Consider the following 26820-nt stretch of genomic DNA (forward strand, 5'->3'; position numbering starts at 1 on the left):
GACCGTGTTCGTGTCTTGCCACGGTCCATCCTTATATGTTGCACTGCAACATAAAGCGATAGCGCTGCTCTTTCCATTGACGGTGGGGCAGGTTGACGCATCAGGATGACAGGAACGCCATGACGAAGAACGCCAAGGCGGAGGACAGGAAGAAGATCAATATAGCCCTTCAGGGAGGCGGCTCGCACGGCGCCTTTTCCTGGGGGGTGCTCGACCGCCTGCTGGAGGACGGCAGGCTGGAAATATCGGCCGTTTCCGGTACCAGCGCCGGCGCCATGAACGCGGTGGCGCTGGCCGACGGATATGTGCGCGGCGGGGTCGAGGGCGCGCGCAGGAAGCTCGATGATTTCTGGCACGCCGTCGCGGCGAAGGGCCGGTTCAGCCCGGTCCAGCGCATGCCGTGGGACGTCGCCTGGGGTAACTGGTCGATCGAGAACACGCCGGGCTATGTCTTCTTCGATACGATGTCGCGGGTGTTCTCGCCCTATCTCGCCAACCCGCTTGGCCTCAATCCGCTGCGCGACGTGGTCGCGCAGGAGATCGACTTCAAGAATGTCCGCGCCTGCAAGTCGATGGAACTGTTCATCTCCGCCACCAATGTCGAGACCGGGCAGTTGCGCGTCTTTTCGGATGGCGAGATCGACCTCGACACTGTGATGGCCTCGGCCTGCCTGCCGCAATTGTTCCGTGCGGTCGAGATCAAGGGCGTGCCTTATTGGGATGGCGGCTATGGCGGAAATCCGGCGCTCTATCCGTTCTTCAAGACAGCGGCGACCGAGGATGTGCTCCTGGTGCAGATCAACCCCGTGGTGCGCGAGGGAACACCGAGGAGTGCCAACGAGATCCAGAACCGCATCGACGAGATCACCTTCAACGCGGGGCTGTTGCGCGAATTCCGCTCGATCGCCTTCGTCAAGGAACTGATCGCCGCCGGCCGCCTGCCGCATGGCGAATACCGCGATATCCGCATGCACCGCATCGATGCCGACGAGGCGTTCAAGGACTTGTCGGCGTCATCGAAGGTCAATGCCGAATGGGCGTTCCTGACCTATCTGCGCGATCTCGGCCGCACCGCTGCCAGCGACTGGCTGGAGGAGAACTACGACGCTGTCGGCAGCCATGCCACACTCGACCTCTCGGGTGAACTCGACGACGGCTTCAAGCCGGTGCGCGGTCCCGCACCCGGCCGTCGGGTCAAGGAATTCCTCGCCGTGCGCAAGAACCCGGAAGCCGAGCGCCGCCGTGCTTGAACTCGCCGGGCCTGCGCCCTGAGCGCCACTCCGATTTCCGGAGACCGCGCTGACGTCTTGGTCGACCCCGCGCCCTTCGCCCGGTCCGGCAAGGCGACAACCTTCGCGTGTGAAGGATGCTTCATCATGCTGACGCCTGTTGCCACCCAGGTGCCGACGGTGCAGCGCGGTGTCGCCGAACCCATGAGCCGAACGATGGGCGCCGCTCCGGCGAATGACAGGGAAGACAGTTCGGATTTCCCCGGTCGCGCCACGTCCGCTGTCCGGTCGCGAGCCGGTAGGTTCCGCCGATCCCGGATGTTCCCGAACAGGGCACATCGAGGTTGCCGACGCCAGCTTCCGTGGCAACGAAACCGACCCCGGGCGATCCCGGCCTGATTGGGTTTCAGCCATTTCGCCAGCAGTTCCAATGCGTTGCACAAGCTCTCCGAGGCGGAGAGTGTCGTTCGCTAACTGAAAACGATCGGGCTTGTCGGTCTAAATTTCGCGTCCAGTTCCAGGAATCTGCGCGTGGCGGTCGCGTTATTGAGGGGACGTCGCGCTGCCTGTCGGCAATGGCAGACCGATCGTTCGGGTTTGGTCATGAGGGAGAGATCGTGAGCCGTCCGCAAGCCCGCTGAACTTGTATTTTAGCGGATCAACAACAGTTTCGCGGCGGCCACATCTTGTCCCGTCACGCAACGCTGCTGCAACTTTCGGACTATATTGCGGTGCAACTTTGATGTAGAAGCGCGCACGCCGATCACGGCAATTTGAACACGGTCAGGCGCGCACCCATATCGGCGACGCGCCCGCGTCATGGAGGCGCGGCGCTGGCCGAACCCGCAACGGAAAAAACGACGATGCCTAAAATCAGGTTTCACAAGCTTGCAGCCATTGTTGTGCTCATCGGTTTCGCGGCGTGGATGGCGACAGGCGAATTCTCGTCGGTCGGCAGCGTAGCGGCGAACAAGGCCAAGGCAGCCGAAGCCGAGCAGGGCAAGGCACCGGACGCGAGCAAGCCGAAGACTGCGGAAGCCGAACCGAAAGCGCCGTTGCGCACCGTCGCGGTGGTGACGCCGCCGCGCAAGACCTATGCGCGGGCCATCCGCATTTCAGGCCTGACCGAGGCCGACAAGCGCGCGGTGCTGGCAACCCGTGTCGGCGGCGTCATCGACAAGCTGCCGGTCAGCCAGGGCCAGCACGTCAAGACGGGTGATCTGGTGCTGATGCTCGCGGCGGAAGAGAAGATCTCCAATGTCGATAACGCCAAGCAGTTGCTGGCGCAGCGCAAGGCCGAGCTCGATGCCGCGGAGCGGCTCGCCAAGACCGGCAATTTGCCCAAGCTGCAGCTCGACACCGCCCGCTCCAACCTGACCCAGGCGCAGTCCCTGTTGGACACCGCGCAGGCTGAACTTGACCGCAACGAAGTCAAGGCGCCGTTCGACGGCGTTATCGACCGGGTACCGGTGGAACTCGGCAGCTCCGTCATGCAGGGCGCCGAGGTTGCGACCATCCTCAAGCTCGATCCGGTGATCGCGCGCGGCGAGATCAGCGAGCGCGACCTCGGCTATCTCAAGATCGGCGACAAGGCCAAAGTGCGGCTGGTCAGCGGCCAGACCGTCGAAGGCACCGTGCGCTACATCAGCCGCGACGCCTCGTCGGCGACCCGCACCTTCCGTGTCGAGATCGCCATCCCCAATGCCGACGGCTCCGTGCCGGCCGGCATGACGGCGGAAATCCAGCTCAGCGCGTTGCCTACCGACGCGGTTCTGCTGCCGCGCTCGGTGGTGACGCTGGGCGACAAGGGCGATCTGGGCATCCGCGCCGTCGGCAAGGACAACAAGGTGGCGTTCTTCCCGATCGACCTGGTCGACGACACGCCGACCGGTCTGGTGCTTGGCGGAATCCCGGCCGATGCGCGCATCATCGTTGCCGGCCAGGAACTGGTGAAGGAAGGCGATGAGGTCAATCCGGTCGAGGCCGACCAGGCGACCATCAACAAGCTGATCGGCGAGGCCACCGCCGGCACGCAGTAGCGAAGCGGCGACGCCGCCGGACCTTCCGGCGACAGACGTCCGTTGGCCACTTCCGAAAGCAACCGCAGGCACAAGTCATGGATATCGTCAGACTCGCAATCAACAATGCCCGCCTGACCATCTCGGTCCTGGTCTTCCTGCTGATCGCGGGCTGGGTCGCCTATCAGTCGACGCCGAAGGAGGCGGAACCGGATGTTCCGATTCCGATGATGTATGTCAGCCTGATCTATCAAGGTATTTCGCCGGAGGATTCCGAGCGCCTCCTGTTGCGGCCGATGGAAAGCAAGCTGAAAAGCCTGAAGGGCCTCAAGGAAATGCGCTCGGCAGCCTTCCAGGGCGGTGGCTACGTGCTGGTCGAGTTCCAGCCGCAGACCAATTTGGCGACGGCGCTGCAGGACACACGCTCCAAGGTGCAGGACGGCAAGGCCGACCTGCCGCAGGCGGCCGAGGAGCCGGTCGTCACCGAAGTCAACATTTCCGAATTTCCGGTGCTCGTCGTCACGCTGTCGGGCGAATTGCCCGAACGTGTGCTGGCCGCCGCCGCACGCGAGTTGCGCGACCGCATCGAAGAGGTGCCCGGCGTTCTGGAAGGCTCGCTGCAGGGCTCACGCGACGATCTCGTCGAAGTCGTCATCGATCCGATGAAGCTGTCGTCCTACGGCTTGCAACTCGAGCAACTGATCGGGGCTGTGGGCGCCTCCAACAGCCTGGTCGCCGCCGGCAACATCGAAGGGTCGCAGGGCAAATACGCCGTCAAGGTGCCCTCGCTGATCGAGACGCCCGAGGATGTGGCGGCGCTGCCGGTGGTCGCCGGTCCCAATGCGGTGGTGCAGGCCAAGGATATCGCGACGATCCGTTCGACCTTCGCCGATGCCGACACGATCACGCGGCTCAACGGCAAGCCCGCGATCGCCATCGAGGTGAAGAAGCGCATCGGCGCCAATCTGATCGACACGCTCACCAAGGTGAGGGCGGTGTCCGACGCCTTCGTCAAGACGATGCCCGAGGGGATGCACGTCACCTACACGCAGGACAAGTCGGTCTTCGTCAATCAGCTGCTGGGAGACCTGCAGAACCACGTGATGATCGCCGTCATCCTGGTGTTCATCGTCATCCTCTACGCGCTGTCCGGCCGTGCCTCGCTGCTCATTGGCCTCGCCATCCCGTCGTCCTTCCTGATCGGCATCCTGCTGCTCGCGATGATGGGCTACACGATCAACATGATCGTGCTGTTCAGCCTCATCCTGGCCGTCGGCATGCTGGTCGACGATGCCATTATCGTCACGGAATTCGCCGAACGGCGGATGAGCGAAGGCATGCCGAAGCAGGAAGCCTTCGCGCTGGCCGCCAAGCGCATGGCCGGTCCGGTCATCGCGGCGACGATGACGCGCATCGCCGCCTTCTCGCCGTTGCTCTTCTGGCCGGGCATCATCGGCGATTTCATGAAGTACATGCCGATCACGCTGATCGTCACGCTGTCGGCGTCGATGCTCTACGCGCTGGTCTTCGCTCCGACGCTGGGAGCGATCTTCGCCAAGGCGCCGGACCATCACGCGGATGACAATCGCGATGGCTGGTACATGGCTGTCGTGAAGCAAGCGGTGCGCTTTCCCATCACCGTGATGGTGCTCACCGTCGTCCTGCTGGCCGGCATCTTCGTCGGGTATTCGAAGTATGGCGCCGGCGTCGAGTTCTTCCCGAGTGTCGAACCGGATTACGGCCTGCTCTACGTGCATGCCCGCGGCAATCTTTCGCTGGCCGAAATGGATACGGCGACCAAGATCGCCGAAAACAGGCTGGTTGGCTGGCCCGGCATCAAATCGGTCTACACCCGCGTCGGCAAGACGCAGGGCGGCGGCCAGGACGTCCCGGAAGATGTGGTCGGCGTCATCCAGTACGAATTCATCGACTGGCGCGAACGCAAATCGGCGAACCAGATCCTGAACGATCTGCGCGGCGTGATGGCCGGCATTCCCGGTGTCGACGTCGAGGTCCGCGTGCCGGAAGCCGGCCCGCCGACCGGCAAGCCAATCCAGATCAGGCTTTCGGCCATCGACCCGGCCGGCCTTGACGACAAGGCGCGTGCGGTGGCGGCGCGGATCGCCAAGGTGCCCGGCGTCATCGACATCTCCGATGGCCTGCCGCCCCCCGGCGTCGACTGGGCTCTCGAGGTCGACCGTGCCAAGGCTGCCCAATACGGCATCAGTCCGACCTCGGTTGGAACGGTGGTGCAGCTCGTCACCAACGGCTTGAAGTTGTCGGAATACCGGCCTGCCGGCGCCGACAAGGCGGTCGACATCCGGCTGCGCTTGCCGGAGGACCGGCGCACGCTGTCGACGCTCGACGAGCTCAGGGTGCAGACCGCGCAAGGTTCGGTGCCGATCTCGAACTTCGTCGTCCGCAAGGCAAAGCCCAGCGTCGGTATCCTCAACCGCATCGACGGCGCCCGCACCGTGGTGGTGCAGGCCAACGTCGCCGCCGGCGCCCAGGTCGCCGCCGTGCAGCAGGAGGTAACCCAGGCCGTCACCGACATGAACCTCGGCAGCGGCATCCGCTGGAAGCTGGCCGGCTCGAACGAGGACAGCGCGGAAGCCAGCGCCTTCCTCAGCAAGGCCTTCGGTGCCGCGATCTTCCTGATCTTCCTGGTGCTGCTGGCGCAGTTCAACAAGTTCACCAGCGTCTGGCTGGTGTTGTCCTGCGTGGTCATGGCGACGATCGGCGTATTCCTCGGGCTGCTGATAACAGGCGAGACGTTCGGTATCGTCATGTCGGGCATCGGCGTCATCGCGCTCGCCGGCGTGGTGGTGAACAACAACATCGTGCTGATCGACACCTATGACCGGCTGCGTGAAGAAGGCTGGGACAAGATGGACGCCGTGCTGCAGACCTGCCGCGAGCGCGCGCGACCGGTGGTGCTTACGGCGGTGTCGGCCATCCTCGGCGTGCTGCCGATCGCCTTCGGCCTTGGCCTGGAAATCTTCCATCACGAGACGACGATCAACGCGCCGTCGACGCAATGGTGGATTTCGCTGTCGTCGGCGATTGTCTTCGGCCTGTCCTTCGCCACGGTGCTGACGCTGGTGGTGACGCCGTCGATGCTGATGGTGTTCACCCGCGCCAAGGTCAAACCCGGCGCACGGCGCGGCTTGATCAGCCGGCTGTTCCGGCGCGGCAAGGGCGAGATCTCGTCGGACGCGCCGACGGCGGATGCCGGGGCGGAACCCGCGATTGCCTTCCCGAAAGCCGCCGAATAGGCAGGCTTTCCGACCTGACCGGCAAAGGCCGCCCGGAACAACCGGGCGGCCTTTTGCATTGTCCCCCCAAGAGCGATGCAAGGCATCGTCTCGCAGCAGAGCGTCAAATGCGGGGAATTCCTCATGCCGATCAGCACCGTTGTCGTCGTCGTCCTGATCCTTGTCCTCATCGGCGCGGTGCCGGCCTGGCCGCACTCGCGCTCCTGGGGTTATGGACCGTCGGGCATTATCGGCGTGGTGCTGGTGGTGGTTCTGGTGTTGCTGCTGATGGGGCGGCTCTGAGCCGCCTTTTCGGTTCGTCGAGATGCCTTTCAGCGTGAGAGAAGGACGGCATGGCCGCCGACTGGCTCAGGCCGCTTTCGACGTGCCCGCCACGGTGGCGGTGCCGATGTCCTCGAGGGCTTGGGCGACCGCCTGATCGAGCGGCGTATGCGGGATTTCGCCGATGATGCCTTCCAGCCGTGTCGAGGCCAGTTGGTGCGGCTCGAAGCGCAGGTAGGACATCGAGACGATCTCGCGCCACATCGCCACGAACGGGCTGCCGGCGCGCAGCACCCACCAGGGCATCGAGGTCATCTTGAGCGACCGGCCGAGCGCCTTCTCGGCAGCGGCCTTGATCTCGATATCGGTGACGGCGTGGCCGGGAAAGTTCAGCGCCTCGTAGGAGCCGAGCTTGTCGAGATTGCTCGCCAGCGCGACGAAGCCAACAGCGAAATCCGGCAGGTAGGCCCATTCATGCACTAGGTCGGCCGGACCGGGCGCGGTGTAGGCGCCCTTGTTGATCTTGGCTGCGACGACCAGATCGAACCAGGAGCCGCTGCCGGTGCCGCCGAAGAAGTCGCCGGCGCGCAGCACAATGGTGCGCACCCGGCCGGCATCGGCCTCGCGGCGGAACAGATCCTCCATGGCGCAGCGGATGCGGCCCTTCTCGGTCGTCGGGTGGAATGGCGTGTCTTCCGTGATCACCGCCGGCATCGGCGAGCCGTAATTGTAGACGGTGCCGGGGAACAGATGCAGCGCGTTGTTGGCATGGCAGGCGGCCATGACGTTCTCGGCCATCGGCAGGCATTTGCCCCAGTCGGTATAGATCGGGTTGAGGCCGTTGAAGATGATATCGACGCCTTCGGTGGCACGGATCAGCGATTGGCGGTCCAGCGCATCGCCGGCAACCGCCGTGGCGCCTTCGATCTCAGCCGGTACCTTGCCGGTGCGTGTGACGGTGCGGACGTCGAAGCCGGCGTCGATGAAGGCTTTGGCAACCACACGGCCGAGCCGGCCATTGGCGCCGAGAATTGCGATCTTGGTCATTGTTCGTCTCCTTGTTTGCTCTGAAGCGACAGGGTTTGCTTTGAAGCGACGGGGCGAGCCCGCCGCTTTCAGGATCGTTCGAGAACCGCCCTTCAGCGGTTGCCGAAGAGGTTGCGGTCGGCGCCCTGGACGACCGGTTGCTGATCAGCGGCCCCGGACTTCGCGATCGACGTGGTGATCGTGCTGTCGACGCCGGTGGCGGCGGGCTGGTTGGTGGCGTTAGAGCCGAACTTGTCGCTGCCGGCAAAAGCCGCGCCGGCGGCGATGAGGAGGGCGGTGGCGGTGAGTGCGATCTTGGTCATTTGAATTCTCCTTGGTTGGTGTTGCAGTCCGTATTGGTGTTTGCAGGGCGAATATGATTGCTTCACGAATGAATTAAAATTGACCATGTATGCAGTTTTGATATTCATTATTGAATGGCAGATATCGATTGGAACCTGATCAAGAGCTTCGTCACGGTCGCGGAAACCGGCAGCCTGTCGGCCGCCGCGCGAAAACTGTCGGCCAGCCAGCCGACGCTGGGCCGTCACATCGGGGAGTTGGAGCAGGCGCTCGGTGTCACGCTGTTCCGGCGTGGGCGGAGCGGCTACGCGCTGACCGAAGCTGGCGCCACGCTGTTCGAACGCGGCAAGGCCGTCAGCGAGCAGGCGAGTGCGTTTTCACGGCTGGCGCTGGGTTCGGTCGAGGCCATCGAAGGCACGGTGCGCATTGCCGCCAGCGAGGTGGTGGCGGCCTATGTGCTGCCCGACATGATGGCGCGGCTCGGCATGGAGGAGCCCGGCATCGAGGTCGAGATCGTTGCCTCGAACCAGGTCGAGAACCTGCTGCGCCGGGATGCCGATATCGCCATCCGCATGGTCAAGCCGGCGCAGAACGAACTGGTGGCGCGCAAGGTCTGCGATATCCCGCTCTGCGCCTGCGCGGCCATTTCCTATCTCGACCGGCGCGGCCGCCCGCTCGGGCCGGCCGATCTCGTCAACCATGCCCTGATCGGCTTCGATCGCAGCGACGAGATGATCCGAGGCTTCACGCAATCCGGTATCCCGGTCACCCGGAGCAGTTTTCGCTTCAGGGCCGACAACCAGATCGTCCTGTGGGAGGCGGTACGGGCGGGGAATGGTGTCGGCCTCGGCCAGGAGCCGCTGGCCGACCGCGATCCGCTGGTGGAGAAGGTGCTTCCCGGCCTGCCGCTGCCAAGCTTGCCGGTGTGGCTGGCCATGCATCGCGATGTGCGCGGCAGCGTGCGCATCCGCCGCGTGGCCGACTTTCTCCACGAGGAACTCAAACGCTATTCGGCGGGTGCCGTATCGGGAGCGAATTCGGCGCGGTGAGCGAGGCCCGCCATCAACAAGACGACGATCAGCAGCACCGACATGGCGATGAAGATCGGCCCGAAGCTGGAATGCTCGGCGACGAAGCCGATCGCGGACGGAGCCACCAGAATGCCGGAATAGCCCATGGTGGTGACGACGCTCATGCCGGTGCCCGATGACATGCCTTCCTGGTTGCCGCCGGCCGAAAAGATGATCGGCACCATATTGGCGATGCCGAAGCCGCACAGCGCGAAGGCCGCGATGGCGAGCCAGGGTGAGGGCGACAGGCCAGCGATCAGCATGCCGGCGGCGGCGACGACAGCCGAGCCGCGCAGCGTCGTCACCGCGCCGAAGCGGTTGCGCACGCCATCGCCGAAGAAGCGCATGATCGCCATGACGCCGGAAAAGGCGGCATAGGCAAGACCGGCGACGGCAAGGTCGGCGCCGAGTTCCTGTCTGAGATACAGCGCCGCCCAATCGAGCACCGCGCCCTCGGAGATCATTGTCAGCAGGGCCATCAGGCCGATCAGGTAGACCAGCGGGTTTGCCGGCAGCGTGAATTTATGATGCTCGGCCGCCTGTGGCCTGTCCTCGGCAACGAGATAGCCGACCGCCATCGCGATCGCCACAAAGGCAAGCACGGTCACGACCGCGGCATGAGCGAGGTGGCCATAGTGCTGGATGGCGAAGCCGCCGAGACCGCCGCCGGCGAAACCGCCGAGACTCCAGAAGCCGTGCGAAGACGACATGATGGCGCGGGACATTTTTCGCTCCACCACCACCGCATTGGCATTCATGGCGACATCCATGCCGCCGATCGAGCCACCGAAAATGAACATGGCGAGGGCCGCCAGCGGCACGTTGGGCGCCAGCGCCACGACCAGCAGGCCGAGGCTGCCGCAAAGGCCGAACCAGCGCAGCACGGTGCGCGAGCCATGCTTCGAGATCAGGTGGCCGCACCAGGTCATGGCGGTGACCGCGCCGGCGCCGAACAAAAGGATCAGCAGGCCGAGCGTGAATTTCGAAATGTCCAGCCGGGTCAGGAACACCGGAATCTGCGGCGCCCAACTGCCGGTCAGGAAGCCATTGGCAAGGAAAATGGCGGCCACGGCCCATCGCCCGCGAATGGCAGTCTGCACGGCGTTCGATGCGTTCATAAGGCGAATCCGGTCGAAAATGGCTTTGCGCGGCAAATTAGATCGATTCAATTCGCAGTCAAGCACCGCGCTCGAGGAAGTGCTTGGACCAAAGGGCGAATGGGACCGGCATCGCTGATGGCGGGCTGACACCTTGGAGATGAGCCGAAACGCTCTTCCCTTCGTCATCCACGGGCGAAGCCGCGGAGGTTTGGTCTACACAGGCGCCGGATGCGAGTGGCCGGAGGCCGCTCGCCGTATCGGGCTCGCTAATGATCCTTCGGCCGCCTGGCCTCGAATTCGGCTTTCTTGGCGTCCGACGCTTCGGTCTGGTTGAGCGCTTGCCACTCGGCATAAGGCATGCCGTAGACGATCTCGCGCGACTGGTCCTTGGAGAGATCGACACCCTCGGCATTGGCGGCTTCGCGATACCAGTTCGAGAGGCAGTTGCGGCAGAAGCCGGCGAGGTTCATCAGGTCGATGTTCTGCACGTCATTGCGTTCCCTGAGATGCTGGACCAGCCGGCGAAAGGCAGCGGCCTCGAAGTCGCGCTTCTGCTCGTCGCTGAGTTTGGTCATCGAAACCTCCGTCACAGCGGCCCGGTGCGCGAGCCGAACATTTTCACGACATGTATATCGGGACGGCGGTCGATGGCGTCAACGATCGGCGCCAGGCGCCCGGCCCACGCGATCGCGCCCTTCTGGTCTGAAATCAGGTCCTGGCGGATCTCGATCAATGCGTGGGCATAGCCATTGATGATGGCATGCTTGAACATGGTGTCGCCACGCAGCGCGCCGTCATAGGGCTCATTGTCACCGACGACGAGGTTCTTGTCTTCGGCAAGCATGTCGATCAGCGGTCGCGCCACCCGGTCGTCCCGATCCCAGAGGATGCCGACATGCCATGGCCTCTGACTGCCCTGCATGACCGGGGTGAAGGAATGCACCGAGAAGATGAAGGGCGCCTGGCCGGAAGCCTGCGCGACCGAAGCGATCATGGCGCCGACGGCGTCGTGATAGGGCCTGTAGAAGCGATCGAGCCGCCTTTCGCGCTCCTCGGGCGCGAGCGGATAGTTTGCCGGCACGACAGTGCCGTCATAGAGCTGGCGAATGAGCGTCGGATCGTCCTCGCCACGATTGGGGTCGATCAAGAGCCGTGAAAAGTTGGCGATCAGCGCAGGCACGCCGAGCAAGGCGGCAAGTTCGCGCGTCACCGTTTCGACGCCGATATCGTAAGCGATGTGGCGGTCGAATTCGGCCGCCGGCAGGCCAAGGCTGCCATAGTCCTCGGGCAGGTCGCGGCGGGCATGATCGGCCAAAAGCACGATGCCTCGCTTGCGGTCGCCCTCGACGATATCGAAAGGCGCGAAAACTGTGGATCGGGTCATTGGCGGGAAATGGTCTGTTCGCTGGCTTCCGGGGAGGGTGCTATCGTCATTCCACGAAGACGACGCGTGCGCAATGCCGTTGTTTGGCCAAGGTTTCCGCTGAAATCTGGCAAGGGGCGACGGATAGTGCGCCGGGAGCCTTCCTAAATCGATTGGAATTGGTCAAAACGGCGCGTTGACATGCGCCCGGACTTTTCCGAAAAGGGGCGCAGAGAGATGCTGATGTGGTTCTTGAGGGGTATTGGGATGGGTTCCGCCGGCAGGCAGCGCATGCGCTCTGTCTTTGCCGTGCCGCTCCTGATCCTGACCGTTGGGGTGTCGGCGATGGTCATGGCCTCGCCGGCGCGCGCCGATTTCCGCGTCTGCAACGCCACGCAGAACCTGGTCGGCGTCGGCATCGGGTATCGCGCCAAGGCCGGCTGGATCACCGAAGGCTGGTGGCACATTGAAGGATCGAGCTGCAAGACGTTGATCGAAGGGCCGCTGTCATCAAGGTTTTACTATCTTTATGCAGAAGACGCCGAGCGCGGTGGACGCTGGGACGGCCCGATCAACATGTGCGTGGCTGAAAAAGAGTTCAAGATCGCCGGCGTGAACGACTGCGTCGCCCGGGGCTTCCAGCGCGCCGGATTTCAGGAATATGACACGGGCGAACAGGCAAGCTGGATGGTCCAGCTGACCGATGAGCCCGCAACGGGAGGCGCTCCAGCCGCCCCGGGAACCAACAGTCAATGAGACGCAGCCGCAAGGTCAAGATCCTAGCCACAATCGGTCCGGCCTCCTCCTCCGAGGAGATGCTGAAGAAGCTGTTCGAAGCGGGCGCCGATGTATTCCGCATCAATATGAGCCATACCGATCACGAACTGATGCGCACGCTGGTCGGACGCATCCGGGCCGTCGAGGAGCAGGTTGGCCGGCCGATCGGTATCCTCGCCGACCTGCAAGGCCCCAAGCTGCGCGTCGGCAAGTTCGCCAATGGCAAGGAAGTGCTGACACCGGGCCAAACCTTCACGCTCGACGACAATCCCGAGCCCGGCACGTCGACCAGGGTCTACCTGCCGCATCCGGAAATCCTGAGTTCGGTCGAAGCCGGTCACCGTCTTTTGATCGATGATGGCAAGCTCGAGCTGAAGGCGGTGAAGAGCGATGGCAAGTCGATCGTCTGCACCGTCGTCGCAGGCACCACGATTTCCGACAAGAAGGGCGTCAGCCTGCCCGACACCGACCTACCGGTCGGCGCGCTGACCGAGAAGGACCGCAAGGACCTCGACGCGGTGCTGGCCACGGGCGTCGACTGGATCGCGCTGTCCTTCGTGCAGCGCCCCGAGGATCTGGCCGAAGCGCGCAAGATCGCGCGCGGCCGGGCGCTGATCATGGCCAAGATCGAAAAGCCGCAGGCCGTTGCCCGGCTGGCCGAGATCATCGAATTGTCCGACGCGCTGATGGTCGCCCGCGGCGATCTCGGCGTCGAGATGCCGCTCGAAGCCGTGCCCGGCATCCAGAAGCAGATCACGCGCGCCGCGCGCCGCGCCGGCAAGCCGGTGGTGGTCGCCACGCAGATGCTGGAATCGATGATCACCGCACCGGTGCCGACCCGCGCCGAAGTGTCGGATGTTTCGATCGCCGTGTTCGAGGGCGCCGACGCCATCATGCTGTCGGCGGAATCGGCGGCGGGTGCCTATCCGGTTGAAGCGGTGGCGATGATGAACCGCATCGCCACCAAGGTCGAAACCGATCCGACCTATGCCGGCATCATCAACGCGCAGCGCTCCGAGCCGGAAGCGACCGGCGCCGACGCCATTTCGCTGGCCGCCCGTGAAATCGCCGAAACGCTGAAACTGTCCGCCATCATCACCTACACCGCATCCGGCACCACCGGCCTGCGTGCCGCCCGCGAGCGTCCCCAGGTGCCGATCATCGCGCTGTCGCCGATCCTCAATACAGCGCGGCGGTTGTCGCTTTTGTGGGGCACGCACTGCGTGGTCTCACCCGATGCCACCGATCTCGACGACATGGTCAATCGCGCCTGCCGCATTGCGCTGGAAGAAGAGTTCGGCAAGCCCGGCGACCGCGTCATCATCACGGCCGGTGTGCCGCTGAGGACGCCCGGCTCGACCAACATGCTGCGCATCGCCTATGTCGGCTCGGACGTGCAAAGCAGTCGCTAACCCGTTCTTTCCAGGCGGAAGCGTATCGCGGGTTTCGTGCTCATCTCCTGTGGCCATAATACAACAAAGGCACGGACAATGATCCCGGCCTTTGTCTCGACACAGGGTTGTCGTGATCGCCTCTACAAAACGCGGTGAAGCGGCGCTAACAGTCGCCCCGCGCCCGTCTGCATTTCCCATCGTTTGAAAGTATAGTGAATGTCATCTCTCGTCTCGCGCCGGTCACTTCTGACCGGGCTGTCGCTTATTGGTGTTTCCACGATCTCGGCGTGTGCTCAATTTCCCAAGCAGTCCCTCAGCGTTGCCAGTCCTCTCAATCCGGCGCCGCTTGAGCCGACACTTGAAAAGGCACCGATCGAAGTCGCCGCGCCTGAAGCCCGGGTGTCTCCCGATTACGCCAGCATGTACAGCGCGGTCGAAGATGGCGGTCATTCGCTGCCGGCGATTCCCTTCAGCAAGGTCGACGGCCGGTTCCTGCGGCAGATCGTCGACGATCCGACTGGAGAACAACCCGGCACGATCGTGGTCAACACGACAGACAAGCACCTTTACTGGGTGCTCAAGGACGGCAAGGCCATGCGCTATGGCGTCGGCTTGGGGCGCCAGGGTTATTCCTGGAAAGGCCGCGCTATCGTCCAGTGGAAACGCAAATGGCCGACCTGGACGCCGCCATCGGCAATGATCCGCAGGGATCCGAAGCTGGAGAAATGGCGCCAGGGCATGCAGCCCGGTATCAGCAACCCACTGGGGCCACGCGCGCTGTATATCTTCAAGGACGGCGTCGACACGCTCTACCGGATTCATGGATCGCCGGACTGGAAGTCCATCGGCAAGTCAGCGTCATCGGGCTGCGTGCGCATGTTCAACCAGGATGTCATGGATCTTTACGAGCGTGTCCCCGGCAAGACACCGCTGCTGGTCATCTAGCCCCGGGGTGCAGCGCAGCTGCTTCTCTGTCGGACATCAGGTCGGAGCGAGCTCGGCCTGAGGCTCCTTGAGGTCGGCACATTTGCCGGCGCCATAGGCGTCGCCGGCAATCCGCGCTTCCGCCGTCCTTGCCATCGCCGCCAGATCGATATCCTTGCCGGCGACCTTCTCGATGGCGCCGACGACGAGGTCGGGGGTGATCCAGTCCGGCTTGTGGCCGAGGTTGTGCACCCAGACGAGTTCGGCGCCCGCTATGTCGCGTACCAGGCCGACGGAATGGATGTGCGCGTAGACGATCTTGTCGCGGTCGCCCGAAATGACCACGGTCGGCGCCGTGATCTCGTTATAGTGCGGCGCCGCACTGAGCACGTAGCTGTAGAGGCCGGCAACGTCGGTGGCATTGGCGCGAAAGGCCGATGGCCGCAACACCAGCGGGATCGCGGCCATGCCGAGATAATTATCCGGCACCTTGTTGGGCGCGAACACACAGGTCGTGGCGTCCGCCATCTGCAGTGCTCCCGCGGGATAGGTCAGCGTCTCGGAAAACAACCGGCCGATCACCGGAATGGTGGTCAGGTCGTAGTACCAGGACGTCGCGCCGCCCGGCCAGGGATGCGTCGCAGGCGCCAGGAAGACAAGACCGAGCGTCTTGTCGGCATGCTCGCGGCCGAAAGCGGCTGTGACCACGCCGCCGAAGGAATGGCCGACGATGATTGCCTTCCTGATGCCGAGACGGTCCATCAGAGCGGCGATGGTGGCAGCCTGAGCCGAAGGGTTTTCATTGTTGCCGGCGCCGCGCCCGGACCAGCCATGCCCGGGCCGATCGAAGAACAGCAGTTCGGCATGGCCTTCGAGCAACGGCCGCAGTGGCAACATCTGGTCTTTGAGATTGGCGCTGGCACCGTGGATGAAGACGATTGGCGGCAGGTCCGTCTTGGTTGGGGCGGGGATGTGGACATAGTGGATGCGGGCGCCGTTGATGTCGGCAAATTCGCCGACCGCCTGGTTGCGGCGCTCGATCAGCCATGAGCCGACGCGGGTAACGCCGACCAGGGCAAGGACGAGTGCGAGGAGAAGGGCGACCGCGGCGTAGATCAGGTTCATGCGGGGAGATACGGGGTGGGACGGGATTAGTTCCGGCAGTAGGGCAGTAGAGTCGGGCGTTCCGCGGTGGAATCTATCCCTATTGCCTTACTCCCTTCAGGGATCAAATGCCTTCGCCGGCAAGCTCTTCCGAAAGGGTGGCGACCTGGTCCTGGGCGCTGCGCATCATCGGGTAGATGGCCAGTACCTTCTGCCAGGCCTCGAGCGCCGACTGCTTGTGGCCGGTCAGTGCCATGATCTGCGCCAGACCCGACAGCGCGCCGAAATGGCGCGGCTCGAGCTGCAGCGTGCGGTCGATATCCGACATCGACTTCCCGTAGTTCTTCATCATGAAATGCACCGTGGCGCGCCGGTTCCAGCCCTCGGCATAGGTCGGCTGCAAGGTCACCACCTGGTCGAGGAAATCGAGCGCGACGTCGAATTTCTGGTTGTCCATCGCTTTTTGCGACCACAGCATCATCAGGTCGATCGAGGCGCTGCCGGACTGGGACCATTCGTTCCAGATATTGCCGGCGATGCGTTCGGCCGCCTTCTCGTTGCGTTCGCGCTTGAGATCGGAGAACAGCTTGTCCAGCCGGGCCTGCTTGGTCATCGGCGGCGCCGGAGCATCCGGGGTGGCCGGCACTGCCGGCTGATCGTCGGCGGCTCTGGCCGGCAAGCTCATGGCACCGGAAACAAGCAGAGCTGTCAAAAATGCAAAAAGAATCCGCATCGCCCGATCCTAGTCCCGGGCGGCGGAACATCAAAGTGATTTTAGCGTGAGAAGGTCGGCGGGCCGACTAGCATCAAGGGGCGGAGGCAAAAGCCTCCGGCCGAAAACTCAACCCTGGCGCGCCTTGTAGCGCGGAGCGGTCTTGTTGATGATGTAAACGCGGCCCTTGCGGCGAACCAGCTGGTTGTCGCGGTGACGCGCCTTCAGCGCCTTGAGCGAATTCTTGATCTTCATGGTCTTGCCTGTCGGTGTGGACCCGGTGCCGGGTCGAAATTTTAAGGCGCGCCAGAAGACGCGCCTTTTGAACGGTGGGTGGCTCATAAACGAGGACCCTTGTCCGTGTCAACCGCAAGCATGCGCCGCATCCTGATATCATCAAATATCCGCCATGTCGTCCCGGCGGCATTGCACCGCTCCGGGCGGACTGGGATGATGCGCTGTATCTCAAGTGATTTGGGGACCGTCATGCGCCGAACATTCCTGTCCGCCTGCCTTGTCTTGCTGGTGGGAGCGTCGGTTGCTCGCGCACAGGAATGCGACCGCTCCGACGACAGCCAGCAGATGATGAACATCTGTGCCGGAGCGGATTACCAGGCCGCCGATGCCAGGCTCAACGCGGCCTATCAGAACCTGATCGGCTCGGATGACGCAGACGGCAAGAGATTGCTGCAGGCGGCGCAGCGCGCCTGGATCGCCTTTCGCGACGCCGAGTGCGCGCATACCACCACCGCCAGCGCGGGCGGTTCCATCCACGCGATGGAGGTTTCGCAATGCCTGACCAGGCTGACCAACGACCGCATCAAGCAGCTCGCCGCCTCGGCCAATTGCGGGGAAGGCAATGCGAGCTGCGCCGGTTCCGACGAGGTTGAGGGCGACGAGGTGCAGTAACCTGGGTCGGCGTTGAAGCGGTTCACCATTTCAACGAAAAGGCCGAACCGCTCTATCTCGTTGTTTGCACGCAATTCCGAACGGAAACCGTGTCACACCTTTGCTGGAATTCCTCTAGGCGCGCCGGCTGATGCGGGTGAAGTGGCCCATCTTGCGGCCGGGCCGCGCCTCGGCCTTGCCGTAGAGATGCAGCATCAGATCGGGCTCGGCGAGCAGGGCCGGCACGCGCAGCACGTCGTCGCCGATCAGGTTTTCCATCACGCAATCGGAATGGCGGCCCGGGCTGCCCAGTGGCAGTCCGCCAATGGCACGGATGTGCTGCTCGAACTGCGAGATGACGCAGGCGGCTTCGGTCCAGTGGCCGGAATTATGGACGCGAGGCGCAATCTCGTTGGCCAGCAGCGAACCGTCACCCAGCACAAAGAACTCGACGCCGATGACGCCGACATAGTCGAGCGCGGATAATATCGTCGATGCAGCCGCACGCGCCGCTGCCGCCGTCTTAGGCGTGATGGCGGCCGGCAAGGTCGAGGTGTGGAGAATGCCGTCGCGATGCACATTCTCGGCCGGGTCATAAGCGACGACCGCTCCGTCCAGCCCCCGTGCCGCGATCACGGAGATTTCGCGCTCGAACGGCACGAAGCTTTCCAGGATCAGCGGCACATTGCCCATCGCCTCGCAGGTGCCGGCGAAGCCGCCCGTTTCCATGTTGCGGAAGACGCGCTGGCCCTTGCCGTCATAGCCCATGCGCCGCGTCTTCAGGATGCCGCTGCCGCCGAATGTCTTCAGCGCCGCCCTCAGCTCGTCGTCGGTGTCGACCGGACGAAAATCGGCCGTGGCGATGCCGATGCCGTTGAGGAATGTCTTTTCGTTCACCCGATCCTGCGCCACGTCAAGCGCGCGCGCCGGCGGATAGACCGCGACCTTGGCGGCAAGCGCTTCCGCCGCGGCGACCGGCACGTTCTCGAATTCGTAGGTAATGACGGCACTCGCGGCCGCCAGTTCGGCAAGGGCGGCCGGATCGTCATAGGCTGATGTTATCTGCCGGTTGGCGACCTGGGCGGCCGGGCAATCCGGCTGCGGCTCCAGCACGATGGTGCGGTAGCCGAGGCGGGCGGCGGCCATTGCCAGCATGCGGCCAAGCTGGCCGCCCCCGATGATGCCGATGGTCGATCCGGCGGGCAGGCTCACGGCGTATCCGTCGGTTCGGCAGCGACCTTGGCGGTCTGCGAGGCGCGCCAGGCGTCGAGCCGCTGGGCGAGCTTGTCGTCGGTCAGTGCCAGCACGGCGGCGGCCAGGAGGGCCGCATTGGCCGCACCGGCCTTGCCGATGGCCAGCGTCCCCACTGGAATACCGGCCGGCATCTGCACGATCGAGAGCAGCGAATCCTGGCCCGACAGCGCCTTCGATTCCACCGGCACGCCGAACACCGGCAGCGGCGTCATCGCCGCCGTCATGCCGGGCAGGTGCGCCGCACCTCCGGCGCCGGCGATGATCACCTTGTAGCCGGCGGCCTTGGCGCCCTTGGCGAATTCATAGAGCCGGTCGGGCGTGCGATGCGCTGATATGATCAGCCGTTTGTGCGGAACGCCCAGCGCCTCCAGCGTTTCGGCGGCATGGCGCATGGTCGCCCAGTCGGACTGGCTGCCCATGATGATGGCGACGTCGGCGCGTTGGTCGTTCAAGCTGATGCTCTCCGGCGACAAAGGCGCGCCTTAGCGGAATTCGCGCGGGGCCGCAAGGATTTCAGGCCATCGGCCAGATGCCGACGGCCACAATCCAGGTCACACCGCCGCCTTGCGGAAGCGGGCGACGAAGTCGTCAAGCTCGGGCCGTTCCATGTCGGAGATCGCCCAATAAGAGAAGGCACCGTCGCTCCATTGCACCATCGAGAAGCCGCCGGATGAAAGGTCGTCCGGCTGGGTGGTCTTGCCGCCCTGCTGCGGTTCGGCGACCAGCGTGATCAGGTGCTCGCGGTGGCGGTAGACCAGTGCCGGCACCGGCCGGCCCGATATCACCTCGACCCGGCCGCCGATCAGCGCGTAACCGTCCTGGGCAAGGTCCGGCGCCGGTGGCGAGACGCCAATGCGGGCGTCGAGCCACGGCTTCACCGTATGGCGGTCGGACGAAACGATGTCGATCGGGCTCGCCGCAAGCAGGCTGCGGCGGTGGCCGCTGGCGACCGCCGCGGCAAAGCCGTCGTCGACGCCGCTTTGCATCACCCATTGCGTCGCGCCGCTGGCGAGCACGGCGCTGATCATGATCGACGCGGCCATGGTGCGCCAGTCGAACGAGCCGAAGCGGCGCGCTCTTGGCGATGGCCGTGCCAGGGAAGGACGTGTCCCGGCCTCCCGCCTCTGGCCGCCGCCGGAGCCCGCTATCAATCCCGGCAATGCCGACGGCGCGCCCCGCTGGGGCTCCGTCGCCTGGGCCGGCGCCTGTTGTTCGGTGCCGGCCATGCCGATCGCCGCGATGCGGGCTCGAAAGGCGTCGCTGACATCGGGGCGCGGCAAGCGGCTGACAGCGCCTTGCAAGGCGACAATGCGGGCATGCTCGGCGGCAAGCCGGGGGTCGGCGGCGATGCGACGCTCCACGGCAAGTGCGGCTGCCGCATCAAGCTCGCCATCAACAAGGGCATGGATCATCAGTCTGATACCTTCGGAATCATTGGGCAGTCCGTCGTCATGGTTGGTCATGGCGCTCTCCCCAATTCAGATGCCAGCAGGCCGCGCGCACGCGCCAGCCTGGACATCACCGTGCCCATCGGCACGTCGAGCATGGCCGCTATCTCGCGATAGCTGAGGCCGTTGATATCGCGCAGCACCAGCGTTTCGCGAAATGGCTGCTGCAAGGCGGCGATCGCCGCCTCGAGTGCCGCCGTATCGGCCCTGGCGATCAGGCTCGCCTCCGGGCCGTCCTCTTCCGGCAGGCTGCTGCCGTGTGCCGCCGCCATGTCGTCGAGATCGCCGAGATCGCCGACGGCCATCATGGCGCGCGGCCGGTTGCGCGCCATCCAGGTGTAGGAAGTGTTGCGCACGATGGTCAGCAGCCAGGCGCGGGCGTTGCCGCCGGCATAGCCTGAAATGCCGGCATGTGCCTTGATGCAGGCGTCCTGCACGACATCCTCGGCGTCGGCTGCATTGCCGGTCAGCCAGCGGGCAAGCGCCAGCGCGTCGCCGAGATGCGGCAGCACCACCTGGTTGAAGCGTTCTGCCAGGGCCCTCTCGCTCAAAGCAGCACCATGATCCGAGACTCCGGGCCGTGCCGCTTCAAGATGCGACGGCGACCTTGACTTGCTCGCTGGGGCAAAGCCCCCGGAAGCAGGCAGAGCCGCCTGCCTTGCTGAAACTGAAATCATCTGCCTCACCGGTGTCAAGCGCCATGGAAGAGAGACTGATGACGATCACGCGCGCGAGCGCATGGTCACGGTCGGTGCCGCAGCCATGGTCGCTGTTTTCGCATTGACGGGGCATGCCGATCTCCTCAACGCCAGCCGTGGCGTATGCTGAAGAGACCTGTCGCGGCGCCGGCTTATTCCCGTCGCGCATAAATCCGGCTGTTCACAGTCGCGTGATCAGCCGGCGCTTCTGGAATTTTTGGTCGGCCTGGTGCTCAATCCGGCCAGCGCAAGACGCCGGAGGAATCCTTGCGGGCGGCTTTCATCGCATCGGCGGGACGGTCCTTCGCGGTCAGTATGGCGCGCAGGCGTTCGCCGACGATCTCGGCCTCGCCGGGATGCAGATTGCAGGGGTCGAGGAAGAAATGGCCGCGCTCGATCTCGTGGTTGCGCACAATGATGGGCGGCGAGCCCGAGGCAAGCGCCGAGGTGAGCCCGGCGGCGGTAAAGCGGCTCTCGGGCGATACGAAGATCTGCAGCCGGTCGAGCGGATTGGCTGTTGGATCTGGAATGATCTTCGCAAAGATGCCTGGTATCCCCTGCAAAGCATCCTTCCAGAGATTGAGAGCGGCCTCCTCGCGCCGGCGGATGCCGTCGTGATCGCGCGTCTCCCAGGCTTCCAGCGCGGCCATGGTGCCGGCGATGCTTTCCTTGCCGACCTTCATGGCCCGCGCCACGCCGCGGTTCTGCAGATAGGCGGCCCGCACCAGATCCTTGCGGCCGGTGACGATGCCGCTGGTCGGCCCGCTCAGGAACTTGTGGCCGCTGTAGATGACGACGTCGGCGCCGCGCGCCAGAAAACCGCGCAGATCGTATTCGGACGCGGCATCGACGATCACCGGCACGCCCTTGGCGTGGCAGATTTCGCAGAACTCCTCCAGCGACAGCATGCCGTACTGCACGGTGTGGTGGGCGACGACATAAAGGCCCGCCGCCGTGCGTTCGTTGATCGCTTCGCGCACATGATAGTCTTGCGTCACGCTGACCGTGCCAGCGGGCACCACCTTGGCGCCGGCGACGCGGACCGACTGGTCGATCGGTGCGCCGTAGTTGACGATGTGGCCAAGCTGGATGACGACCTCCGACTTGAGGTCGCCGGTATCATCGGGCAGACGCTCGATGGCCAGCAGGTTGGTTCCCGTCATCACGCCGGCGATCGCCATGGTGATGCCGCTGGCGCAGCAGGCGGTGATGAAGCCGGCCTCGCCGCCAGTGAGGCGTGCGACGACGGTGCTCGCGGCGCGCTGCAGATCGTCCATCTCCACCCATTGCGAGGCCATTTCAGCCATGGCGCGGATCGCTTCCGGGACGATGATCGACGCGCCAAGCGCGGTCATGGTGCCCGAGACATTGATAATTGGCCTCAAGCCCAGCTGTTCGCGGATGGTGGTGTTGGAGCCGGTGGAGGAAGTGGTTTTCATGTGAGCGGATCCTGTGGGTGGCAGATCAGGCGGCGATCTCGATGACCGCTTCGATTTCGACAGTGATGTTTCCAGGCAGCGAGCCGACGCCGATGGCCGAGCGGGCATGGCCGCCGATCTTGTCAAAGACATCGGCGAACAGATCGGAACAGCCATTCATCACCTTGGGGTGGTCGCTGAAGGTCGGCGTCGCGTTGACGAAGCCGAGCAGCTTGACGACGCGCACGATGCGGCCGAGATCGCCGGCGGCGGCATGCATGACGGCGAGCAGATTGAGCCCCGTCAGGCGCGCATGCCCGTAGGCCTGCTCGACGGTCACATCCTCGCCGACCTTGCCGGTGCAGAGCGTGCCGTCGGCGCGCAGCGGCCCCTGGCCGGACAGGAAGATCAGCCGCCCGCTCTCGGCATGGGTGACGAAGTTGGCGATCGGGGTTGGCGGCTCGGGCAGCGTCAGGCCAAGTTCGGCGAGCCGGATGTAAGGCGTCATGGAAGAAGGCTCCCTTGGTTGGCTTCAGCCATCCGATATTCAAGAATGAGACGGCGTCTGCCGTCCGATGTCAGAAATGCGAGGCGCGGAAGCGCGCCAGGAAGGTGCGGAGGCGCTCGTTGCTGGTCTCCGCCGCGAGGATCTCCTTGGGCGGACCAACAGCACTGACGCCGCCATCGGCCATGAAGACGATGCGGCTCGAGGCGTCGCGGGCAAAGGCCATTTCGTGCGTCACCATCAGCATCGTCATGCCGTCCTCGGCGAGGCTGCGCACCACGGCCAGCACCTCGCCAACCAGTTCGGGATCGAGTGCCGAGGTGATCTCGTCGAGCAACAGGATCTTCGGCTCCATCGCCACGGCGCGCGCGATGCCGACGCGCTGCTGCTGGCCGCCGGAAAGCTCCGCCGGCAGGCTGTCGGCCTTGTGGGCGAGGCCGACGCGGCCGAGCCAGTGTTCGGCGGTTTGTCGCGCCTCGGCCTGGCCCTTCCCCCGCACCTTGGTCAAGCCCAGCATGATGTTGCCGGCCGCTGTCAGGTGCGGAAACAGGTTGAAGCTCTGGAAGACCATGCCGGTCTCGGCACGCATCGCGGCCAAGTCGCGCTCGCTGCGGCGCTGGCGCGTTCCGGCCTCGCGATAGCCGACCTCCTTGCCGTCGATACGGATCGAGCCGCTATCGTAGCTTTCGAGGAAATTGACACAGCGCAACAGCGTGGTCTTGCCGCTCCCCGAGGGGCCGATCACGGTGACCACCTCGCCACGCTTCACCTGAAGGCTGACGGAACGCAGCACCTCGACGGCGCCGAAAGCCTTCGAGACATCGCGCACTTCGAGCAGTGCCGGATTGGCGCTTGTGGCATCGGACATCTTGCTATTCCCGAATGAAGGAGAAGCGCCGCTCGAGCCGCCGGCTGGCGAGCGAGAGCGCATAGTTGACCGCGAAATAGATCAGCGCGCCGAGGATATAGAGCGGCATCGCCTCATAGGTGCGGCCGATGACCTGGTTGATGGCCTGCATCAAATCGGTGATGCCGAGCAGCGAGACCAGCGCGCTGCCCTTGACCGCGTCGGTGACGCCGTTGATCCACGGCGGCAGGAAGCGCCTGAAGGCCTGCGGGAAGATGACGTAGGTCAGCCGCTGGCTGAAGGTCAGCCCGATCGCCATTGCAGCCTCGGACTGTCCCTTCGGAATCGAGGCGACCGCGCCCCTGAGATATTCGATGACCTGCGCCGTCTTGAACAGGGTCAGCGCCAGCACCGCCGCCCAGAACGACGGCAGATGAAGTCCGATGGCGGGCAGGCCGTAATAGACGAAGAACATCAGCACCAGGATCGGAATGCCACGAATGGTGTCCGAGAAGATGCGCACCGCCCAGCGCAACGGGGCGGGACCATAGACCAGGGCGACACCCAGCAGGGCGCCGGCGATGAGCGACAGGACCACGACCAGAAGCGATACCCAAAGGGTCAGGGCGAAGCCTTTGGCGAGGAAAGGCAGAGCGTAGAGGATCTGGCTCAGCATGTCAGCGCGCCGCCCTGAACCGGCGCTCGACCAGCCTGAGCGCAAAAAGCAAGGCGTAGCCGGTCACCAGATACATCGCCGTCGTCACCAGATAGACCTCGACGATGCGGAAGGTGTTGAAGTTGATCCACTGGGCGCCGAAGGTGAGTTCGGGCACCGAGATGACTGAGGCGATCGAAGTGTCCTTGAACAGCGAGATGAAGGTGTTGGACAGCGCCGGCAGCGTGATGCGCAGCATGGTCGGCAGGCGCACATGGATGAGCCTTTGCCAGGGTGTCAGGCCGATGGCCTTGCCGGCATCGAGTTGACCGCGCGGGACAGCCTCTAGCCCTGAGCGAAACACCTCGACCAGATAGGCGCCGCTATAGACCGACAACGTCAGGACAAACGAGGTCGGCGCGCTGTAGGCCAGGTCGACCACGGTGGGCAGGCCGTAGAAGACAAGGTAGACCAGCAGGATCAGCGGCACGTTGCGGATGAATTCGACATAGGCTGCGATGATCGCGCGCACCACCCGCCCGGCCGAAACGTACCAGACCGCGAGCACCAGCCCGATGACGACGCCGATGGCGATCGAGATCACGGCAAGCTCGAGGCTGAGCAGCAGACCGCCCCACAATTTGTCGAAATGCCGCCAGATCAGATTGAAATTGAGGGCATAGCCCATGCGTCCGCCTCGGTGTGAAGGGCGTCGGAGGAAGCAGGCGGAAGGGCGCGGAATGCCCCTTCCGCCTGCTGGGTCAGATGACCGGGAAACCCGGATGACGCGCCGGCGGCTCCTGGCCGAAATAGTCCTTGAAGGCGGCGTCATAGAGCGCCGATTCATGGCCGAACATGGCAATGGTGAAGGTCTGGTTGACGAAGGTCAGCCAGTCGAGGTCGCCTTGCCGAAGCGCGGCGCCGTAGAGCATCGAATACCAGCTCTTGCCGGCGTCGAAATATTTGTCCGGATTGCGCGAGGCGAGCCAGCGCACGGTCGACAGATCGACGGCGGCTGCATCGGCGCGCTTGGATTCCAGCGCCTGCAGCACGTTGGCCTGGGTGTCGATCTGTAGCACCTGCGCCTGCGGAAGGGCGTAGTGCACGGAGCTTTCGGCGTCGACATTCTGCAGGATGGAGATGCGCGTCGCCGAACCGCCGGCAAGCAGCTTGTCGAAGGTCTTGTTCTCGGCGGTGGGAAGCGTCAGCAGGGCAACGCCTTCGACATAGTACGGCCGGGTGAAGTTGATCAGCTGCGAGCGCTGCGCCGTCATCGTCATGAATTGGATGGTGATGTCGACCTTGTTGGTGGTGACGTTGGGGATGCGCTGCGCCGGATCCTGCATGACGAACTCGACCTTGGTCGGATCGTCGAACAGGCCCTTGGCCAGGATGCGGCCCATGGTGATGTCCATGCCGACCAGTTCGCCGGCATCGTTCTCGAAATGCCAGGGCGCGTTGGTGCTGCCGGTGCCGACGATCAGCTTGCCGCGGTCGAGCACGGTGCGCAGCAGGCTGTCGGACGCGGCCTGGGCCGCGGCCTTCTGGGCATCTACGGTTGCCAGCACGCCGGCGGTGGCCAGTCCAGCCATTCCCAATTTCAGAAAATCACGTCTTCCGGATGTGTCGTTCACGGCGACCTCCTTTCGTGTTGTGTTCCCCATGCACAGGCAAGACACACGTCGGTGATTTCAAGAAAATTGTCTCTTACAAGAGACGCATGTATCCTGTACAAGACAGATACTAACACCAGGAATCGACAATGCAAGATGGCAATGCCTTGGCCGTTTCGGCCGACGAAAAGACGACGGCTTCCCGCGAAAAGGGCCTCAACCGAGTGCTCGAGATCCTGGACTTCCTGCACACGACGCAGCGCGCGATCGGCATCGGCGACCTTGCCAAGGGGGTGAACGCGCCGCGCTCGACGACCTACACGCTGGTGCGCTCGCTGGTCGACGCGGGCCTGCTGGAAATGGCCGGCGACGGCAACCGCGTCTATTTCGGCAAGAAGCTCTATCTCTATGGAATGGACTATGTGCGCGGCAATGACCTGCTGCGGCGAGGGCGCCAGGAGGTCGACCATCTGTCGCGGGAGACCGGGGAAACCTCGGAACTGTGCATGCTGCAGAGTGGCCGCTATACCATCGTCCACTCCAGTCCCGGCACCAGGCCGTTCCGCATCAGCTCGGCCACCGGCCTGCAGATACCGTTGCCCTGGACCGCTTCGGGGCGGCTGCTTCTGGCGGGGCTGGAGCGGGCCGCGATCGAGGACATGGTGTCGCAGGACGATCTCGTGCTGCCCGATGGCCGCAAGCTGCGGCTGGATGATTTCATCGCCGACATCGCCAAGGCGCGGGTCACCGGCTACTGCGTCACCTCGGGGCTCGTCGACGCCTACACCAAATGTCTCGCCGTGCCGGTCTTTTCAGCGCCGGGCAAGGTCGAGGCGACGATGTGCCTTGTGGTTCCGATCGATACGACCGAGGAGCGGACCGAAAGTCTCATCGGCCTGCTGCGCGAACGCGCCGGCAGGCTCTCCATCGCCGGATAG

29 protein-coding genes are annotated in these 26820 nt (G+C 64.3%); 10 read left to right on the plus strand and 19 right to left on the minus strand.

Going from position 1 to position 26820, the window contains the following annotated elements; genetic code table 11:
* The first annotated feature begins 119 nt into the window (after positions 1 to 119).
* From AC07SZ_RS18800 to AC07SZ_RS18815, 4 genes are all read left to right on the plus strand, one after another.
* A complete protein-coding gene (locus AC07SZ_RS18800; RefSeq protein ID WP_494915387.1) occupies positions 120 to 1250 on the plus strand; it encodes a patatin-like phospholipase family protein in 1131 nt (376 codons plus the stop codon).
* 842 nt (positions 1251 to 2092) lie between these two features.
* On the plus strand, positions 2093 to 3268 hold the full coding sequence (locus tag AC07SZ_RS18805; RefSeq protein ID WP_172371943.1) for an efflux RND transporter periplasmic adaptor subunit: 1176 nt from the start codon (positions 2093 to 2095) through the stop codon (positions 3266 to 3268).
* A 77-nt stretch (positions 3269 to 3345) separates the two neighbouring features.
* Positions 3346 to 6522: an efflux RND transporter permease subunit gene (locus AC07SZ_RS18810; protein WP_056575556.1), complete on the plus strand. Its 3177-nt coding sequence runs from the start codon at positions 3346 to 3348 to the stop codon at positions 6520 to 6522.
* Between the two features lie 123 nt (positions 6523 to 6645).
* The gene (locus tag AC07SZ_RS18815) at positions 6646 to 6804 is read left to right on the plus strand and encodes a DUF3309 family protein (RefSeq protein ID WP_065005546.1); all 159 of its coding nucleotides are present in this window, start codon (positions 6646 to 6648) and stop codon (positions 6802 to 6804) included.
* Between the two features lie 66 nt (positions 6805 to 6870).
* On the opposite strand, the gene AC07SZ_RS18820 is transcribed toward AC07SZ_RS18815, so the two are convergent.
* Both AC07SZ_RS18820 and AC07SZ_RS18825 read right to left on the minus strand, forming a co-directional pair.
* Positions 6871 to 7830, minus strand: a complete 960-nt coding sequence (locus AC07SZ_RS18820; protein ID WP_494915388.1) for an SDR family oxidoreductase — start codon at positions 7828 to 7830, stop codon at positions 6871 to 6873.
* A gap of 92 nt (positions 7831 to 7922) precedes the next feature.
* Positions 7923 to 8132 carry a DUF680 domain-containing protein gene (locus AC07SZ_RS18825; RefSeq protein ID WP_056575563.1) on the minus strand — a complete coding sequence of 70 codons (210 nt, stop codon included), beginning with the start codon at positions 8130 to 8132 and terminating at the stop codon, positions 7923 to 7925.
* A 114-nt stretch (positions 8133 to 8246) separates the two neighbouring features.
* Between AC07SZ_RS18825 and AC07SZ_RS18830 the strand changes: the two genes are divergently transcribed.
* Positions 8247 to 9161: a LysR family transcriptional regulator gene (locus tag AC07SZ_RS18830; RefSeq protein WP_494915389.1), complete on the plus strand. Its 915-nt coding sequence runs from the start codon at positions 8247 to 8249 to the stop codon at positions 9159 to 9161.
* Here the strand turns inward: AC07SZ_RS18830 and AC07SZ_RS18835 are convergent.
* The 3 genes from AC07SZ_RS18835 to AC07SZ_RS18845 form a co-directional block, all read right to left on the minus strand.
* On the minus strand, positions 9119 to 10300 hold the full coding sequence (locus tag AC07SZ_RS18835) for an MFS transporter (RefSeq protein ID WP_494915390.1): 1182 nt from the start codon (positions 10298 to 10300) through the stop codon (positions 9119 to 9121). The genes AC07SZ_RS18830 and AC07SZ_RS18835 overlap by 43 nt on opposite strands.
* A 248-nt stretch (positions 10301 to 10548) precedes the next feature.
* A complete protein-coding gene (locus AC07SZ_RS18840; protein ID WP_056576484.1) occupies positions 10549 to 10857 on the minus strand; it encodes a DUF1244 domain-containing protein in 309 nt (102 codons plus the stop codon).
* Positions 10858 to 10868: 11 nt separating this feature from the next.
* Positions 10869 to 11666 (minus strand): N-formylglutamate amidohydrolase, encoded by a 798-nt coding sequence (locus AC07SZ_RS18845; protein ID WP_494915391.1) that lies wholly within the window; start codon positions 11664 to 11666, stop codon positions 10869 to 10871.
* A gap of 324 nt (positions 11667 to 11990) precedes the next feature.
* Between AC07SZ_RS18845 and AC07SZ_RS18850 the strand changes: the two genes are divergently transcribed.
* The 3 genes from AC07SZ_RS18850 to AC07SZ_RS18860 all read left to right on the plus strand — a co-directional run bounded on the left by AC07SZ_RS18850 (position 11991) and on the right by AC07SZ_RS18860 (position 14761).
* On the plus strand, positions 11991 to 12401 hold the full coding sequence (locus AC07SZ_RS18850) for a DUF1036 domain-containing protein (protein WP_244494134.1): 411 nt from the start codon (positions 11991 to 11993) through the stop codon (positions 12399 to 12401).
* The gene (pyk, locus tag AC07SZ_RS18855) at positions 12398 to 13834 is read left to right on the plus strand and encodes a pyruvate kinase (RefSeq protein ID WP_056575575.1); all 1437 of its coding nucleotides are present in this window, start codon (positions 12398 to 12400) and stop codon (positions 13832 to 13834) included. Before AC07SZ_RS18850 ends, pyk begins: the two co-directional genes overlap by 4 nt.
* 198 nt (positions 13835 to 14032) lie before the next feature.
* The gene (locus AC07SZ_RS18860; protein ID WP_494915392.1) at positions 14033 to 14761 is read left to right on the plus strand and encodes a L,D-transpeptidase; all 729 of its coding nucleotides are present in this window, start codon (positions 14033 to 14035) and stop codon (positions 14759 to 14761) included.
* Between the two features lie 36 nt (positions 14762 to 14797).
* Here the strand turns inward: AC07SZ_RS18860 and AC07SZ_RS18865 are convergent, their stop codons facing one another.
* The 3 genes from AC07SZ_RS18865 to ykgO form a co-directional block, all read right to left on the minus strand.
* Positions 14798 to 15865 (minus strand): alpha/beta fold hydrolase, encoded by a 1068-nt coding sequence (locus AC07SZ_RS18865; protein WP_056575581.1) that lies wholly within the window; start codon positions 15863 to 15865, stop codon positions 14798 to 14800.
* A 103-nt stretch (positions 15866 to 15968) separates the two neighbouring features.
* Complete coding sequence (locus AC07SZ_RS18870) at positions 15969 to 16577, minus strand: tetratricopeptide repeat protein (RefSeq protein ID WP_056575584.1); 609 nt, start codon at positions 16575 to 16577, stop codon at positions 15969 to 15971.
* A gap of 108 nt (positions 16578 to 16685) precedes the next feature.
* Positions 16686 to 16811, minus strand: a complete 126-nt coding sequence (gene ykgO / locus AC07SZ_RS18875) for a type B 50S ribosomal protein L36 (protein WP_006327841.1) — start codon at positions 16809 to 16811, stop codon at positions 16686 to 16688.
* Positions 16812 to 17042: 231 nt separating this feature from the next.
* Here ykgO and AC07SZ_RS18880 point away from each other — a divergent pair, with 231 nt between their 5' ends.
* Positions 17043 to 17465, plus strand: coding sequence for a lysozyme inhibitor LprI family protein (locus AC07SZ_RS18880; protein WP_494915393.1), 423 nt, complete (start codon positions 17043 to 17045; stop codon positions 17463 to 17465).
* Positions 17466 to 17579: 114 nt separating this feature from the next.
* Here the strand turns inward: AC07SZ_RS18880 and AC07SZ_RS18885 are convergent, their stop codons facing one another.
* The 11 genes from AC07SZ_RS18885 to AC07SZ_RS18935 form a co-directional block, all read right to left on the minus strand.
* Positions 17580 to 18656 (minus strand): 5-(carboxyamino)imidazole ribonucleotide synthase, encoded by a 1077-nt coding sequence (locus tag AC07SZ_RS18885; protein ID WP_494915394.1) that lies wholly within the window; start codon positions 18654 to 18656, stop codon positions 17580 to 17582.
* Positions 18653 to 19150 carry a 5-(carboxyamino)imidazole ribonucleotide mutase gene (gene purE / locus AC07SZ_RS18890; protein WP_494915395.1) on the minus strand — a complete coding sequence of 166 codons (498 nt, stop codon included), beginning with the start codon at positions 19148 to 19150 and terminating at the stop codon, positions 18653 to 18655. The genes AC07SZ_RS18885 and purE overlap by 4 nt, the downstream gene beginning before the upstream one ends.
* A gap of 99 nt (positions 19151 to 19249) precedes the next feature.
* Positions 19250 to 20161 carry an anti-sigma factor family protein gene (locus AC07SZ_RS18895; protein ID WP_494915396.1) on the minus strand — a complete coding sequence of 304 codons (912 nt, stop codon included), beginning with the start codon at positions 20159 to 20161 and terminating at the stop codon, positions 19250 to 19252.
* Entirely contained in the window at positions 20158 to 20697 is a 540-nt protein-coding gene (locus AC07SZ_RS18900) for a sigma-70 family RNA polymerase sigma factor (RefSeq protein ID WP_494915397.1), read from the minus strand. Before AC07SZ_RS18900 ends, AC07SZ_RS18895 begins: the two co-directional genes overlap by 4 nt.
* A gap of 37 nt (positions 20698 to 20734) precedes the next feature.
* Complete coding sequence (locus AC07SZ_RS18905; RefSeq protein ID WP_056575596.1) at positions 20735 to 21013, minus strand: hypothetical protein; 279 nt, start codon at positions 21011 to 21013, stop codon at positions 20735 to 20737.
* A gap of 64 nt (positions 21014 to 21077) precedes the next feature.
* A complete protein-coding gene (locus AC07SZ_RS18910; protein ID WP_494915398.1) occupies positions 21078 to 22283 on the minus strand; it encodes an aminotransferase class V-fold PLP-dependent enzyme in 1206 nt (401 codons plus the stop codon).
* Positions 22284 to 22308: 25 nt separating this feature from the next.
* On the minus strand, positions 22309 to 22770 hold the full coding sequence (locus tag AC07SZ_RS18915; RefSeq protein WP_056575602.1) for a RidA family protein: 462 nt from the start codon (positions 22768 to 22770) through the stop codon (positions 22309 to 22311).
* A gap of 70 nt (positions 22771 to 22840) precedes the next feature.
* Positions 22841 to 23635 (minus strand): amino acid ABC transporter ATP-binding protein, encoded by a 795-nt coding sequence (locus tag AC07SZ_RS18920; protein ID WP_494915399.1) that lies wholly within the window; start codon positions 23633 to 23635, stop codon positions 22841 to 22843.
* A 4-nt stretch (positions 23636 to 23639) separates the two neighbouring features.
* Complete coding sequence (locus AC07SZ_RS18925) at positions 23640 to 24290, minus strand: amino acid ABC transporter permease (RefSeq protein ID WP_494915401.1); 651 nt, start codon at positions 24288 to 24290, stop codon at positions 23640 to 23642.
* A gap of 1 nt (position 24291) precedes the next feature.
* Positions 24292 to 24957, minus strand: coding sequence for an amino acid ABC transporter permease (locus tag AC07SZ_RS18930; RefSeq protein WP_056575612.1), 666 nt, complete (start codon positions 24955 to 24957; stop codon positions 24292 to 24294).
* A gap of 73 nt (positions 24958 to 25030) precedes the next feature.
* Positions 25031 to 25861, minus strand: a complete 831-nt coding sequence (locus AC07SZ_RS18935) for a transporter substrate-binding protein (RefSeq protein ID WP_171883346.1) — start codon at positions 25859 to 25861, stop codon at positions 25031 to 25033.
* A 170-nt stretch (positions 25862 to 26031) separates the two neighbouring features.
* Between AC07SZ_RS18935 and AC07SZ_RS18940 the strand changes: the two genes are divergently transcribed.
* Positions 26032 to 26820, plus strand: coding sequence for an IclR family transcriptional regulator (locus tag AC07SZ_RS18940; protein ID WP_056575615.1), 789 nt, complete (start codon positions 26032 to 26034; stop codon positions 26818 to 26820).

This window comes from Mesorhizobium sp. GW821-FHT07A06 (genome assembly GCF_059419085.1).

Bases quoted from the DNA above. Each gene is read 5' to 3' on its own strand.
- AC07SZ_RS18915 (WP_056575602.1), bottom strand. From the start codon at position 22,770: ATGACGCCTTACATCCGGCTCGCCGAACTTGGCCTGACGCTGCCCGAG.
- AC07SZ_RS18800 (WP_494915387.1), top strand. From the start codon at position 120: ATGACGAAGAACGCCAAGGCGGAGGACAGGAAGAAGATCAATATAGCC.
- AC07SZ_RS18880 (WP_494915393.1), top strand. From the start codon at position 17,043: ATGCGCCGAACATTCCTGTCCGCCTGCCTTGTCTTGCTGGTGGGAGCG.
- AC07SZ_RS18910 (WP_494915398.1), bottom strand. From the start codon at position 22,283: ATGAAAACCACTTCCTCCACCGGCTCCAACACCACCATCCGCGAACAG.
- AC07SZ_RS18835 (WP_494915390.1), bottom strand. From the start codon at position 10,300: ATGAACGCATCGAACGCCGTGCAGACTGCCATTCGCGGGCGATGGGCC.
- AC07SZ_RS18825 (WP_056575563.1), bottom strand. From the start codon at position 8,132: ATGACCAAGATCGCACTCACCGCCACCGCCCTCCTCATCGCCGCCGGC.
- AC07SZ_RS18940 (WP_056575615.1), top strand. From the start codon at position 26,032: ATGCAAGATGGCAATGCCTTGGCCGTTTCGGCCGACGAAAAGACGACG.
- AC07SZ_RS18830 (WP_494915389.1), top strand. From the start codon at position 8,247: ATGGCAGATATCGATTGGAACCTGATCAAGAGCTTCGTCACGGTCGCG.
- pyk (WP_056575575.1), top strand. From the start codon at position 12,398: ATGAGACGCAGCCGCAAGGTCAAGATCCTAGCCACAATCGGTCCGGCC.
- AC07SZ_RS18895 (WP_494915396.1), bottom strand. From the start codon at position 20,161: ATGACCAACCATGACGACGGACTGCCCAATGATTCCGAAGGTATCAGA.
- AC07SZ_RS18850 (WP_244494134.1), top strand. From the start codon at position 11,991: ATGGTCATGGCCTCGCCGGCGCGCGCCGATTTCCGCGTCTGCAACGCC.
- AC07SZ_RS18925 (WP_494915401.1), bottom strand. From the start codon at position 24,290: ATGCTGAGCCAGATCCTCTACGCTCTGCCTTTCCTCGCCAAAGGCTTC.
- AC07SZ_RS18905 (WP_056575596.1), bottom strand. From the start codon at position 21,013: ATGCGCGACGGGAATAAGCCGGCGCCGCGACAGGTCTCTTCAGCATAC.
- AC07SZ_RS18845 (WP_494915391.1), bottom strand. From the start codon at position 11,666: ATGACCCGATCCACAGTTTTCGCGCCTTTCGATATCGTCGAGGGCGAC.
- AC07SZ_RS18860 (WP_494915392.1), top strand. From the start codon at position 14,033: ATGTCATCTCTCGTCTCGCGCCGGTCACTTCTGACCGGGCTGTCGCTT.
- AC07SZ_RS18820 (WP_494915388.1), bottom strand. From the start codon at position 7,830: ATGACCAAGATCGCAATTCTCGGCGCCAATGGCCGGCTCGGCCGTGTG.
- AC07SZ_RS18815 (WP_065005546.1), top strand. From the start codon at position 6,646: ATGCCGATCAGCACCGTTGTCGTCGTCGTCCTGATCCTTGTCCTCATC.
- AC07SZ_RS18805 (WP_172371943.1), top strand. From the start codon at position 2,093: ATGCCTAAAATCAGGTTTCACAAGCTTGCAGCCATTGTTGTGCTCATC.
- ykgO (WP_006327841.1), bottom strand. From the start codon at position 16,811: ATGAAGATCAAGAATTCGCTCAAGGCGCTGAAGGCGCGTCACCGCGAC.
- AC07SZ_RS18930 (WP_056575612.1), bottom strand. From the start codon at position 24,957: ATGGGCTATGCCCTCAATTTCAATCTGATCTGGCGGCATTTCGACAAA.
- AC07SZ_RS18870 (WP_056575584.1), bottom strand. From the start codon at position 16,577: ATGCGGATTCTTTTTGCATTTTTGACAGCTCTGCTTGTTTCCGGTGCC.
- AC07SZ_RS18935 (WP_171883346.1), bottom strand. From the start codon at position 25,861: ATGGCTGGACTGGCCACCGCCGGCGTGCTGGCAACCGTAGATGCCCAG.
- AC07SZ_RS18865 (WP_056575581.1), bottom strand. From the start codon at position 15,865: ATGAACCTGATCTACGCCGCGGTCGCCCTTCTCCTCGCACTCGTCCTT.
- AC07SZ_RS18810 (WP_056575556.1), top strand. From the start codon at position 3,346: ATGGATATCGTCAGACTCGCAATCAACAATGCCCGCCTGACCATCTCG.
- AC07SZ_RS18920 (WP_494915399.1), bottom strand. From the start codon at position 23,635: ATGTCCGATGCCACAAGCGCCAATCCGGCACTGCTCGAAGTGCGCGAT.
- AC07SZ_RS18840 (WP_056576484.1), bottom strand. From the start codon at position 10,857: ATGACCAAACTCAGCGACGAGCAGAAGCGCGACTTCGAGGCCGCTGCC.